The following is a 12,372-nucleotide window of genomic DNA, read 5'->3' on the forward strand; positions in this document are numbered from 1 at the left end:
CAACCGAGTCGGGCCTGACCGGCCGAGGTGACGTATGCGCGAAGGACCTGCACGGACGCCGGACGAACAAGCCGAGCGGATCGCCGAGTTCATCGCTCCGCTGAAGGTGCGGCCCGGCGCCAAGGTGCATCTGGCGGACGACTTCGACCCCGCCTACCGGGCGGGCGTGAAGAACAAGAAGGCCGGCCGGGAGCTGCTGCGCACCGGCGTCGAGCTCCTGGCCGACTACCAGCGGCGGCTCGCCGCCGACGGCGCGACCGGGGTGCTGCTCTGCCTCCAGGCGTTGGACGCGGGCGGCAAGGACGGCACCATCCGCCACGTCATGAGCGGGGTGAACCCGCAGGGCGTCCGCGTGGCGGGCTTCAAGGTGCCCTCCGCGGACGAGCTCGGCCACGACTACCTGTGGCGCTACGCCCGCAACCTGCCCCACCGAGGAGAGATCGGCATCTTCAACCGGTCCCACTACGAGGAGGTGCTCGTGGTGCGGGTCCACCCCGAACTCCTCAGCCGCCAGCGGCTGCCGGACACCACCACGGGCCGCAAGCTGTGGCGCCGCCGCTACCGGGAGATCAACGACTGGGAGCGGTATCTGACCGAGAACGGCTTCCGCGTCGTGAAGCTGTTCCTCAACCTGTCCAAGGAGGAGCAGCGCGTCCGCTTCCTCAAACGGATCGACCTGCCCGACCACAACTGGAAGTTCTCGGCGGCGGACGTGCGCGAACGCGGCTGCTGGGACGCCTACCAGAGCGCGTTCTCCGAGATGCTCTCCGCGACCAGCACCACGTGGGCGCCCTGGTACGTGATCCCCGCGGACCGCAAGTGGTTCGCGCGGATCTGCGCTGCCGCCGTCCTCGCCCACACCCTCATCGACATCGATCCGCGCTACCCGGAGATCGACGACAAGAGCCGCGGCGAACTCGCCCGCGAGAAGAAGAAGCTGGAGCGCGAGGCGCCGGCCGGTTCGGCGGCGGACCCCTACGCCGCCGGTCACGGGCGGGATCGGAGGCGGAAGCGATGACCGCGCACACCGCGGCGGAGGTCTGGTACACACGCTCGGCCGAGGCGGTCGCCGGGCAGCTCGGCGTCGACCCGGTCCTCGGCCTGAGCGCCGCGCGCGCCGCCGCCCGGCTCGCCGAGGACGGGCCCAACGCGCTGCCGCAGGAACGCACCCGCGGCGCACTGAGCCGCTTCCTCGGCCAGTACACCTCCTACATGCAGCTGATCCTCACCGCCTCGGCCGTCGTGTCGCTCGCGGTCCGGGAGTGGGCGACGGCCGTGGTGCTGTTCGCCCTGACCGTCCTGAACGCCGTCATCGGGCTGCGTCAGGAAGGCAAGGCGGAGAGCGCCATGAACGCCCTGAAGGAGATGTCCAAGGCCACCGCCCGGGTGCGCCGCGACGGCAACGAGGCGCGGATCCCCGCCGAGGAGGTCGTCGTCGGCGACATCGTGCTGCTCGCCGCGGGCGACGAGGTCCCGGCCGACGGACGCCTGCTGTCGGCCAGCTCGCTCCAGATCGACGAGTCCGCGCTGACCGGCGAGAGCGTCCCCGTGGCGAAGGACCCGGCACCGGTGCGCGGCAGCGACCTCGGGCCCGCGGACCAGACCGACATGGCGTTCATGAACACCCCCGTCACCCACGGCAGCGGCGTCCTGCTGGTCACCGCCACCGGCACCGCGACCCAGCTCGGCCGGATCGCCGGGATGCTGACCGCGACCCGGCCCGAACCCTCGCCCCTCACCGTGGAGCTGAACCGGCTCACCCTGTGGATCGTCGGCGCCGCCGGACTGACCATGATCGTGATGTTCGCCCTGGGGCGCAGCCGCGGCGAGGCCTGGGACGCGCTCTTCGTGGCCGCCGTCTCGCTCGCGATCGCCGCGATCCCCGAGGCGCTGCCCACCGTCACCCAGACGATCCTCTCGCTCGGCGGACTCGAACTCGCCCGCCGCGGCGCCATCGTCAAGGACCTGCCGTCGGTGGAGACCCTCGGCTTCACCTCGGCCGTGAACTCCGACAAGACCGGCACCCTGACGATGAACCAGATGACCGTCGTCGAGGTCGTCGACGCCTTCGACCGGTACACCGTCTCCGGCACCGGCTACTCCCTGGAGGGCCGCGTCCACCACGCCGCGGGGTCCACCGCGGCCATCGACGACGCGATCCTGCCCTACCTCGTCGCCAACGACGCCACGCTCGTCGACGGGCAGGTGGTGGGCGACCCCACCGAGGGCGCCCTGCTGGTCCTCGGCCACAAGGCGGGCCTCGACATCGACGCGACCCGCGACCGGCTGCCCCGGCTCGCGACCCTGCCGTTCGACCCGGCCCACAAGCTCATGGCGACCTTCCACGAGACCCGCGACGAGACGGGCCGGGCGGTCGTGCGCTGCTTCGTCAAGGGCGCGGCGCCGGCCGTCCTGGCACGCGCCGCCACCGCCCTCTCCGAAGGGACGGCTGTCCCCTTCGACGCCGCCCTGCGCGAACGGGCACAGGGCGAGGTGGAACGGATGGAGCGGGCGGGCCGCCGCGTCATGGCCGCCGCCGTCCGCGACCTCGACCCCGCCCGCTTCGCACCGAGCGGCGACCTCCTCGCCCTCGTCACGGAGCTGAGCGTCACCAGTCTCGTCGGCATGGCCGACCCGCCGCGCGCCGAGTCCAGGGCTGCCGTGGCCGCCGCGCAGGCCGCCCACATCCGCGTCCGCATGGTCACCGGCGACGACGTCATCACCGGCGCCGCCATCGCCGAACAGGTCGGCATCGGCGGCGAGGCGATCCTCGGCGCCGACTTCGCCGCCCTGCCGGAGGCGGAACGCCTGGCGCGCATCGACCGGATCGGCGTGGTCGGCCGCGTCGCCCCCGAGCACAAGGTGCTCCTCGCCGACACCCTCAAGAAGCACGGCGACGTCGTCGCCATGACCGGCGACGGCGTCAACGACGCCCCCGCCATCAAGGCCGCCGACATCGGCATCGCCATGGGCTCGGGCACCGAGGTCGCCAAGAACGCCGGGCGGATGATCCTGTCCGACGACAACTTCGCCACGATCGTCCACGCCGTCGAACAGGGCCGCAAGATCTACGACAACCTCACCAAGTACATCCGGTTCGTCCTCGTCCTGCTCGTCGTCTTCGTCCTCACCTTCCTCGGCGCGACCCTGCTCAACCTGGCCGGGGGCGAACCCTTCAGCCCCGCCCAGGTGCTGTGGATCCACTTCTTCGTCAACGCCGCCTTCGGCTTCTCCCTGGGCTTCGACCGGGTCAGGCCGGGCCTGATGGCCCGCCGTCCGCGCCCGCGCGGCGAACCCGTGATGACCGGCGGCCTGATGGTCACCGTGGGCCTCGTCGGCGCCTTCGTCGCCGTCGCGCTGCTCGCCCTGATCAAGCTGGGCGAGGCACGCTACGACAGCCCGCGCATCGGCAACTCGATCGCCTTCACCGCGTTCGCGCTCTGCCTGATCGTGGCCGCGCTCGAATGCCGTGAGCAGACCGGCACCGTCCTGACGACCCGGACCTTCGACAGCAAGCAGCTCAACTGGACGCTCCTCGGCGAGTTCGTGCTCGCCGTCCTGGCGACCCAGACGGACGTCCTCAACCGCCTGCTCGGCACGACACCGCTGCACATCGGCCAGTTCGCCTGGGCCCTGCTGCCCGCCCTCGCCCTGCTCGGGCTGTGGGAACTCGGCAAGCTGCTCGCCCGCCGCCGGCAGCGGGGCTGAGACCCGCATGGGCTGGGTGCCGCCCGGCGTGCGGACGCTGCGCGACTACCGCCGCGACTGGCTGGCCAAGGACCTGATCGCCGGCATCGTCCTGAGCACCCTCCTGGTCCCGCAGGGCATGGCGTACGCGGAACTCGCCGGACTGCCGGCCATCACCGGCCTGTACACGTCCGTGCTCTGCCTGCTCGCCTACGCCGTCTTCGGCCCGTCCCGCATCCTCGTCCTCGGACCCGACTCCTCGCTCGGCCCGATGATCGCGGCGACGGTGCTGCCCCTGGTGGCGGCCGGCGGCGATCCGGAACGGGCCGTCGCGCTCGCCTCCGTGCTCGCCCTCATGGTCGGCGCGATCATGGTCCTCGCGGCGGTTGCCAGGCTCGGCTTCGTCGCCGACCTCGTCTCCAAACCCACGATGATCGGCTACATGAACGGCCTGGCCCTGACCATCCTCGTCGGGCAGCTGCCGAAACTGTTCGGATTCTCCACCGACGCCAAGGGCATCCCCGCCGAACTCGACGCTTTCGTACGGGCGTTGGCGGACGGCAGGACCGTGCCGGCCGCCCTCGCCGTCGGGATCGGCTGCCTCGCCCTGATCCTGCTGCTGCAACGGCTGCTGCCGAAGGTGCCCGCCGTGCTCGTCATGGTCGTCCTCGCCATCGCGGCGTCCGTCGTGTTCCACCTCGACGAGCACGGGGTGCACACCGTGGGCCGGCTGCCCGAAGGGCTCCCGCCGTTCACCGTGCCGCACGTGTCCCTCGGCGACCTCGGGACGCTGTTCGCGGGCGCCCTGGGCATCGCCCTGGTCTCGCTGGCCGACACCATCTCCAACGCCAGCGCCTTCGCCGCCCGCACCGGGCAGGAGGTGCGCGGCAACGACGAGATGCTCGCCATCGGCGCGGCGAACCTCGCCGCCGGACTCTTCCAGGGGTTTCCCCTGAGCACCAGCGGATCACGCACCGCCGTCGCCGAACGGGCCGGGGCCCGCACCCAGCTGACCGGCGTCGTGGGCGCCGGGCTGATCCTGCTCATGCTGGTCCTGCTGCCCGGCCTCTTCCGCGACCTGCCGCAGCCCGCGCTCGCCGCCGTCGTCGTCACCGCGTCGCTCTCGCTGGCCGACCTGCGCGGGACGCGGCGCCTGTGGCGGCAGCGCAAGGCGGAGTTCTGGCTGGCCATCGCCGCGTTCCTGGGCGTCGCGCTGCTCGGCGTGCTCCCCGGGATCGGGATCGCCGTCGGACTGTCCATCCTCAATGTCTTCCGGCGCGCCTGGTGGCCGTACAGCACCGAACTCGGACGGGTGCCCGGCCTCGCGGGCTACCACGACGTGCGCTCGCACCCGCGCGCCGCACACCTGCCGGGGCTGGTCGTCCTGCGCTTCGACGCTCCGCTGTTCTTCGCCAACGCCAAGTCGTTCCGCGACGAGGTGCTGCGCATCGTGCGGCACACCCCGCGGGTCCGCCAGGTGCTGCTCGCGGCCGAGCCGGTCACCGACGTGGACACCACCGCCGCCGACGTCCTGCTGGAGCTGGACGCCGCGCTCCAGGAGCAGGGCGTCCAGCTGATGTTCGCGGAGATGAAGGATCCGGTCCGGGACAAGCTCGCGCGGTACGGGCTGACCCGGACCTTCGAACCCGAGCGGTTCTTCCCCACCCTGGAAGAGGCCGTCCTGGCGTTCCGGTTGCGCAGCGGCGCCCGCTGGACCGTCGCCCAGGACGAGGAGTGATCAGCTCCCCGGGGAGGCCACCGAGAACACGTGCGTGCCCCAGGGCGGCAGATCCACGTAGAGGCCGCTGTCCAGGAGCTCCGCCCCCGAGCGCCCGTACCGGTCGTCGGAGAACAGCAGTTCCGTCAACTCCCAGGTGTCCTGGCCCAGTTCCGGCCAGGGCAGCGGCACGCGGGCCTGTGCCCGATGGTCCGAGAGGTTGACCACCGTCAGGAAGCGGCCCGCGTCGCCGGTCCAGCAGGAGGCGATCAGGTCGAGCCCCGACGTGTTGTCCGGCCACAGCCGGGACTCCAGGAGCCGCCAGTGCCCGGTCCGCATGCCGCTGCGGTGGACCCGGGCCAGCAGCCGCTCGTGGAACGCGCGCAGGCCCTGGTCCGGCGGCTCGTCGACGCGGCGGTCCAGGAACACCGGCAGATGGATCCGGCGCCCGGTGAACTGGCCCTCGTGCCACAGCGTCGCGCCGGGCAGCGTGGCGATCAGGACGGCCGCCGCCCGTTCCTTGTCCGGCGACATGGTCTGCGCGGCCCGCGGCTCGTCATGGTTCTCCAGGAAGCGGACCAGACGGCGCTGATAGGTCTCGTCGGCCCGCAGGTGGGCGCGGACGGAACCGGCGCTCTCGTGCAGGATCCGGTCGTAGAGGCGCTTGTCGTAGCAGAAGTCGAACCCCTGCTCCTGAAGGGCCCATTCGCGGTCCCAGTACGCCTCGGCGGCGAACAGCATGCGCGGATGGCGCCCGCGGACCCCGGCGAGGACCTCCGACCAGAAGTCCTGCTCGGGCGGCGGGCCCACCCGCGCGCCCCAGGTCCGCGCGAAGACCTCGTTCATCATCAGCATCGCCATGTCGCAGCGCACCCCGTCGCACATCTCGCCGATGGCCGTCAGCACCTCGGTCGTGGCCCGGCGCAGCTCGGGCGCGAACGCGTCGAGCTGGACGACGTCGGGCCAGGGCGGGAAGAACGGGTCGCGGCCACGCGCGAGCACCGACCGCCCGGTGTCGAGGAACGCCGCCGGGTCCCGGCGCACGTCGTCGGCGTCCCCCCGCACGAAGTACTCGGGGTGCTCCGCGACCCACGGGCTGTCCGGCGCCACATGGTTCGGCACGTAGTCGAGGAGCAGGCCGACGCCCCGGCGGCCGAGGGCGGCGCGGGCGGCCGCGAGGCCCTCGGCGCCGCCCAGCGCCTCGTCCACCGCGTAGCGGCGGATGCAGTAGGGCGACCCGGCGATGTCCTCCTCGCGCGTCCCGGGAACCGCCGCGTCGAACGACGCGCGCAGCACCGGATCGCCCAGGGCGATGGAGCGCCCCAGCGGGCTGCGCTCCCACACCCCCATCAGCCAGACCACGTCGACCCCGGCCGGGGTCAGTTCGTCCCACGCGTCCTTCGGCACCTCGGCGAGCCCCGGGGGCCGGCCGGTGCGCGGCCCCAGCTCCCGCAGCCACACCCGGGTGTTGACCTCGTGGACGACGGGCTGTGCGGGCATCTCGGTCATCGGCCGTGCCTCCTCGGTGCGTCGGGACGGAACGCGTCGGGACCGAGCGTGCCGAAGATCTTCATCAGCGGGGCGATCAAACCGGTCCAGCCCGTCTGGTGCGAGGCGCCGATCCCGGCGCCGTTGTCCCCGTGGAAGTACTCGTGGAACAGGATCAGGTCACGCCAGTGCGGATCGTCGCGGAACTTCGTCTGACCCCCGAAGACGGGCCGCCGCCCGTCCTCGCCGCGCAGGAAGATCCGCGTCAGCCGCGCCGTGATCTCCTCGGCGACCTCGAACAGGTTCTTGTGCACGCCCGAGCCCGTCGGGCACTCCACGGTGAACTCGTCGCCGTAGAAGCCGTACAGGTTGATCAGGGCGCGCACCACGAGCGCGTTCATCGGCAGCCACACCGGGCCGCGCCAGTTCGAGTTGCCGCCGAACATGCCGGTGTCCGACTCGGCCGGCAGATAGCCGACCCGGTACTCCTGGCCGCCCGCCCAGAACGTGTACGGGTGCTCGGCGTGATGGCGCGACAGCGCGCGCACCCCGTACGGGCTGAGGAACTCGTCCTCGGAGAGCAGATGCCCGAGGACGCGGACGAGCTTCTTCTCGTCCAGGATCGACAGCAGCCGCGGCCCGCCCGCCGTGCCGGACTGCGCCGCGCTGAGCGTCACCGACAGGGAGGGGTGGCGGGCGGCGAACCGCTGGAGCCGCTCGCCGAGACCCGACAGATGGGCCAGCTGCTCGGGGCGGAACACCGTGGAGGCGCACAGCGGCAGCAGCCCCACCATCGAGCGCACCTTCAGCCGGACCGCCTGCCCGTCGGGCAGCCGCAGCACGTCGTAGAAGAAGCCGTCCTCCTCGTCCCACAGTTCGTCGCCGAGGTCGCCGATCCGGTCCATCGAGGCCGCGATCCACAGGTAGTGCTCGACGAACTTGAGGACCAGCTCGTCGTAGGCGTCGTTGTGCTGGGCGAGTTCGAGCGCGATCTGCAGCATCGACTGGCAGTACAGCGCCATCCACGCGGTGCCGTCGGCCTGCTCCAGCGTGCCGCCGGTGGGCAGCGGGGCGCTGCGGTCGAAGACGCCGATGTTGTCCAGGCCGAGGAAGCCGCCCTGGAAGACGTTGCGGCCCGACGGATCCTTGCGGTTGACCCACCAGGTGAAGTTCGTCAGCAGCTTCTGGAAGGTGCGCTCCAGGAACGCGATGTCCGTGCGGCCCGTCGTGCGCTCCTCCATCAGATGCACGAAGTACGCGGCCCAGGCGTGCACCGGCGGATTCACGTCGCCGAAGTTCCATTCGTACGCGGGGATCTGCCCGTTGGGGTGCAAGTAGCTGTCGCGCAGCAGGAGTTCGAGCTGCTGCTTGGCGAACTCGACGTCGACGACGGAGAGCGCCACCGTGTGGAACGCCAGGTCCCAGGCGGCGAACCACGGGTACTCCCACTTGTCCGGCATCGAGATGATGTCGTCGTTGATCATGTGGAACCACTCGCGGTTGCGCACCCCGGGCCGCGGCAGACTCCACGGCGACAGATGGTGCTCGGCCAGCCAGGTCTCCAGGTCGAAGGCGTAGTACTGCTTCGACCAGAGCATCCCGGCGAGCGCCTGGCGCAGCACCCGCGCCTCGTCCTCGCTCGCCCGGGGCGGGGTCAGCTCCCGGTAGAAGTCGTCCGCCTCGGAGATGCGCTGCCTGAACACCGAGTCGAAGCCGCGGGCCAGCGACAGCTGCCCGCCCGCGGGGCCGAGGCGCAGCCGCAGCGTCTCGGATCCGCCCGGGGGGACCACCACCGTGTAGTGCGCCGCCGCCTTGGTGCCCTCCCGGGCGGGATTCACGGCCGTCCCCTCGCCCTCCACGACGTACCGGTTGATGCCGTCCTTCACGTAGGGGGAGGCGTTCGGGGTCTGGAACAGGCGCTCGGTGTTCGTCTCGTTCTCCGTGAACAGCAGCCGGGGCGCCCCCGCGCACCGCAGGTCGTAGGAGCCGAGTCCGGGATGGTCGGCGCGCACGGTGGAGACCTGCCGGGGGCCTTCGGCCGCGCGCAGCCGCGGCGCGGGATCCGGTGCGCGCCCGTCGCCCCAGGACCAGGTGTTGCGCAGCCACAGCGTCGGCAGCACGTGCAGCGTCGCCTCGTCGGGGCCCCGGTTCTCCACCGTGATCCGCATCAGGATGTCGTCGTGGTCCGCCTTCGCGTACTCCACCGTCACGTCGAAGTAGCGGTTCTCGTCGAAGATCCCCGTGTCCATCAGCTCGTACTCGAACTCCTGCCGGCCGCGGGCGCGGTTGACCGACAGGAGCATGTCGTAGGGATAGGCGGCCTGCGGGTACTTGTACAGGTAGCGCAGGTAGGAGTGGCTGGGCGTGCTGTCGAGGTAGAAGTAGTACTCCTTGACGTCCTCGCCGTGGTTGCCCTCGCCGTTGGTGAGGCCGAAGGCGCGCTCCTTCAGGATCGGGTCCTGCCCGTTCCACAGGGCGATCGCCAGACACAGCCGCTGCTTGTCGTCGCAGATGCCGCCGAGCCCGTCCTCGCCCCAGCGGTAGGCACGGGAACGCGCGTGGTCGTGCGGGAAGTACGACCACGCGTCACCGCCCGGGCTGTAGTCCTCGCGGACCGTGCCCCACTGCCGCTCGCTCAGGTACGGCCCCCACAGCCGCGCCCGCGCGTTCCCGGTGGCCGTCGGCCCCACGCCCGCGCCCTGCTCCTGTTTCTTCATGCGCGTACTCCCTGCCTCGGTCAGCCGGATGCGCCAGTCTTCGCGGGGCCCGCACCGCCCGCCTCACCTGCCGGGGGTGAGCCGGCGTCGCGGGCGAGCAGCGTGACCGCGATCTCGTACGCGGCCAGCAGCGCGCCGACCACGAACAGCGCGGGCCACGTGGACAGCAACAGCACGACCAGGACGGCGACGAGCGCGCCGCCCACCCGCAGCACATCGGCGTGCCGGGCGATCCACGTCCGCATCGTCCGGTCCGTGCCGATCCGCGTGCCGGTCCGGGCCGCGAACTGCCCGCCGGCGCGCACCCCTTGAGCGGCGCGGCGGCGCAGCGCCACCGGCAGCCGTCCGGGACCGATCAGATACATGAGCACCGCGAGACCTGCCCCCAGCCACAGCAGCAGGTCGCCGAGGTCGCGCAACGTCGTGAACACCGTCCACAGCGCGGCGCGCAGCCCGTCCCGGTAGACGCCCTGCGGCACCTGCCCGAGCAGCTGCCCGCGCACGACGCGCAGCACCGCGTGCAGCGCGGTCACCGTCACCACCAGCCACACGCCCAGCTGGAGGAGGGTGCGGCGCCGGTCCGGAGCGGCCCACAGCGCGAGCGCGAGCAGCACCGGCACGGCGATGAGCAGCGCCACCAGTGCCCGCTTGCACACCACGACCGTCTGCTGGAGCCGGCCCAGATCGTGCCGGTTGTAGAGGCGGATCTGCGCGAAGTCGTCCGGGAGCCGCACGCCCAGCGCCTTCTCGATGCGGTCGTGCAGTCCCGGGGGCAGTTCGCCCGAGGTGAGCGTCGGCAGGTTCAGCTTCTTGCCGAACAGTGAAGGGAGCTGTGCTTCCAGGGAGTTGAGCAGGTTGTTGGCCATCGGCAGCAGGTTCAGGGTGACCGTGTCGCCCTGCACCCGTACGTTCGTGTCGCGCTTTTCGGCGACGGCGACGATCTTCTCGTGGGCCAGCCGGTTGGCGCCCTCCCACAGCGCCCGGAACTGATCCGTGGCCAGCAGCTTCGACACCGACCGCCCCATGGAGTCGTGGACGGCCCCCGAGACCGGGCCCGCGAGGAACGCCGCGCGTGGCGGCAGCGCGTCGGACAGCTTCTTCCGCACGTCGAGCTGGTCGAAGATCTGGTCGGTGAGATAGACGGACACGGCCTTGTTCACCGCCGGATCCTGCGGCAGCGGGCCCACGGCCGACACCCAGCGGTCCGTGTTCAGCGCCGTACGCGCCCCCCACAGCCCCACCACCGACGTCACCCCCACCACGGCGACCAGCGCGATCAGTACCGCCGCGAGGGTCCTGCGCACCAGCAGCAGCCGCGCCCGGCGCCGCCGCTCGGACCCCACCCGGTCGCGCAGCTCGGCGACCTCGGCGCGCAGCCGCTCCACCTCGCCCGCCTCGGCCGCCCGGGCCGGTTCGGCGGGGCCCGGAGCCTGCTCCTGGGACATGGCGTCACCTCCGCGCCCCACCGTCGCGGCCCGCCGGGCCCCCTCCCTCACCTGCGGCGGGTGACGCGGCACTGCCCGCACAGCCGCTGTGATGACGGTCGTGACGGGGGCCGCTACGTGGAAGGGAGACACGATGGCCGGGATCGGACCGGTGCAGCTCCTGACGGTCGAGTTCGGGCCGGAAGCCAAGTTCGAGGGCCGGATCATGGAAGAGCTGTCGATCCTTGAGGCGAACGGTCAGATCCGCGTCCTCGACATGCTCTTCGTCAGCAAGGAACCCGGTGGCGACCTGTTCACCATGGACTTCCAGGCAGAGGGCATGGGGGAGACCGTCGCCGCGCTGCTGGGCATCTCCGGCGAGAAGGTCAAGGCGGCCCAGAAGGAGTACCCGAGCCTCGCCGAGGGCAACGCCTTCGGCCTGAGCCTGGGCGAGATCAGGGAGATGGCCGACGCCCTCGACCCGGGCACGGCCGCGGCGTTCGTCCTCCTGGAGCACGTCTGGGCGAAGTACCTGCGCACAGCGATCCGCGACGCGGGCGGCGTGCCCGTCGCGGAAGGCTTCCTCACCGAGGAGGCACTCGAACCCGTCACCGTCCAGGTCACCGCGGCGGCAGAACGGCTCGGTGACCCCGTCGCCCCGAACGGCGGCGGGAACCGGACGGCCAAACACCACCCCAGGAGGCCCTGATGGCCGATCTCGTCGTGCTCGGATTCGCGGACAAGGAGAAGGCGGAGTCGGTGCTCCGCCTGTCCAAGGAGCTGTCCCGCCAGGAGCTCCTCGACCTGGAGGACGCCGCCCTGGCCTGGCGCACCATGGACGGCAAGATCCACACGCAGCAGACGTACAGCACCACGGCGGCCGGCGCGGCCGGCGGCGCCCTGTGGGGCTCGCTGTTCGGACTGCTCTTCCTGATGCCCGTGTTCGGCGCGGCGGTGGGGGCCGCCACCGGCGCCGTGGCCGGCAAGCTCACCGACATCGGCATCAACGACGCGTTCGTCAAGGAGATCGCGGCCACCCTCGAACCCGGCCACGCGGCCGTCTTCGCCCTCGTCCGCCGCTCCACGCCCGACCGCGTCCGCGACGCGCTGCGCCCCTTCAAGCCCAGCGTGCTCCGCACCTCCCTCACCAAGGAGCGAGAGGAGGAGCTGGTCAGCGCCCTGCAAGGGTCGTGATCACACCGTCGTCGGGCAGTCCGGCCGGACGCCGTCGCACACCGGAACTTCACCCGGGTGAGATGGCGTCCGCCGGGCCGCCGTTCCGCCCGGGCGGGCCCACACTGTCCTGTGCCGCACCGCAGGCCTTCCCGAGAGCGAGGTG

The 12,372-nt window shown here is 71.8% G+C and carries 8 protein-coding genes; 5 read left to right on the plus strand and 3 right to left on the minus strand.

Going from position 1 to position 12,372, the window contains the following annotated elements; genetic code table 11:
- Positions 1-34: 34 nt before the first annotated feature.
- The 3 genes from ABII15_RS34330 to sulP are packed head-to-tail and all read left to right on the plus strand — an operon-like array spanning position 35 to position 5,425.
- Positions 35-1,018, plus strand: a complete 984-nt coding sequence (locus tag ABII15_RS34330) for a polyphosphate kinase 2 family protein (RefSeq protein WP_353946175.1) — start codon at positions 35-37, stop codon at positions 1,016-1,018.
- Complete coding sequence (locus ABII15_RS34335; RefSeq protein WP_353946176.1) at positions 1,015-3,708, plus strand: HAD-IC family P-type ATPase; 2,694 nt, start codon at positions 1,015-1,017, stop codon at positions 3,706-3,708. The genes ABII15_RS34330 and ABII15_RS34335 overlap by 4 nt, the downstream gene beginning before the upstream one ends.
- Positions 3,709-3,715: 7 nt before the next feature.
- Positions 3,716-5,425 carry a sulfate permease gene (sulP, locus tag ABII15_RS34340; RefSeq protein ID WP_353946177.1) on the plus strand — a complete coding sequence of 570 codons (1,710 nt, stop codon included), beginning with the start codon at positions 3,716-3,718 and terminating at the stop codon, positions 5,423-5,425.
- On the opposite strand, the gene ABII15_RS34345 is transcribed toward sulP, so the two are convergent.
- The 3 genes from ABII15_RS34345 to ABII15_RS34355 are packed head-to-tail and all read right to left on the minus strand — an operon-like array spanning position 5,426 to position 11,054.
- Positions 5,426-6,913, minus strand: coding sequence for an alpha-amylase (locus tag ABII15_RS34345; protein ID WP_353946178.1), 1,488 nt, complete (start codon positions 6,911-6,913; stop codon positions 5,426-5,428).
- Positions 6,910-9,609 carry a glucosidase gene (locus ABII15_RS34350; protein WP_353946179.1) on the minus strand — a complete coding sequence of 900 codons (2,700 nt, stop codon included), beginning with the start codon at positions 9,607-9,609 and terminating at the stop codon, positions 6,910-6,912. The genes ABII15_RS34345 and ABII15_RS34350 overlap by 4 nt, the downstream gene beginning before the upstream one ends.
- Before the next feature lie 20 nt (positions 9,610-9,629).
- On the minus strand, positions 9,630-11,054 hold the full coding sequence (locus ABII15_RS34355) for a hypothetical protein (protein WP_353946180.1): 1,425 nt from the start codon (positions 11,052-11,054) through the stop codon (positions 9,630-9,632).
- A 133-nt stretch (positions 11,055-11,187) separates the two neighbouring features.
- Between ABII15_RS34355 and ABII15_RS34360 the strand changes: the two genes are divergently transcribed.
- Positions 11,188-11,742: a DUF1269 domain-containing protein gene (locus ABII15_RS34360; protein ID WP_353946181.1), complete on the plus strand. Its 555-nt coding sequence runs from the start codon at positions 11,188-11,190 to the stop codon at positions 11,740-11,742.
- The gene (locus ABII15_RS34365; RefSeq protein ID WP_353946182.1) at positions 11,742-12,227 is read left to right on the plus strand and encodes a DUF1269 domain-containing protein; all 486 of its coding nucleotides are present in this window, start codon (positions 11,742-11,744) and stop codon (positions 12,225-12,227) included. Before ABII15_RS34360 ends, ABII15_RS34365 begins: the two co-directional genes overlap by 1 nt.
- Positions 12,228-12,372: the final 145 nt, after the last annotated feature.

Origin of the sequence: Streptomyces sp. HUAS MG91 (assembly GCF_040529335.1) — a bacterium.
Lineage (GTDB): Bacteria > Actinomycetota > Actinomycetes > Streptomycetales > Streptomycetaceae > Streptomyces > Streptomyces tabacisoli.

What these genes read in the sequence shown, in the direction of transcription:
- ABII15_RS34330 (WP_353946175.1), top strand. Translation starts at nt 35, where the DNA reads ATGCGCGAAGGACCTGCACGGACGCCGGACGAACAAGCCGAGCGGATC.
- ABII15_RS34335 (WP_353946176.1), top strand. Translation starts at nt 1,015, where the DNA reads ATGACCGCGCACACCGCGGCGGAGGTCTGGTACACACGCTCGGCCGAG.
- sulP (WP_353946177.1), top strand. Translation starts at nt 3,716, where the DNA reads ATGGGCTGGGTGCCGCCCGGCGTGCGGACGCTGCGCGACTACCGCCGC.
- ABII15_RS34345 (WP_353946178.1), bottom strand. Translation starts at nt 6,913, where the DNA reads ATGACCGAGATGCCCGCACAGCCCGTCGTCCACGAGGTCAACACCCGG.
- ABII15_RS34350 (WP_353946179.1), bottom strand. Translation starts at nt 9,609, where the DNA reads ATGAAGAAACAGGAGCAGGGCGCGGGCGTGGGGCCGACGGCCACCGGG.
- ABII15_RS34355 (WP_353946180.1), bottom strand. Translation starts at nt 11,054, where the DNA reads ATGTCCCAGGAGCAGGCTCCGGGCCCCGCCGAACCGGCCCGGGCGGCC.
- ABII15_RS34360 (WP_353946181.1), top strand. Translation starts at nt 11,188, where the DNA reads ATGGCCGGGATCGGACCGGTGCAGCTCCTGACGGTCGAGTTCGGGCCG.
- ABII15_RS34365 (WP_353946182.1), top strand. Translation starts at nt 11,742, where the DNA reads ATGGCCGATCTCGTCGTGCTCGGATTCGCGGACAAGGAGAAGGCGGAG.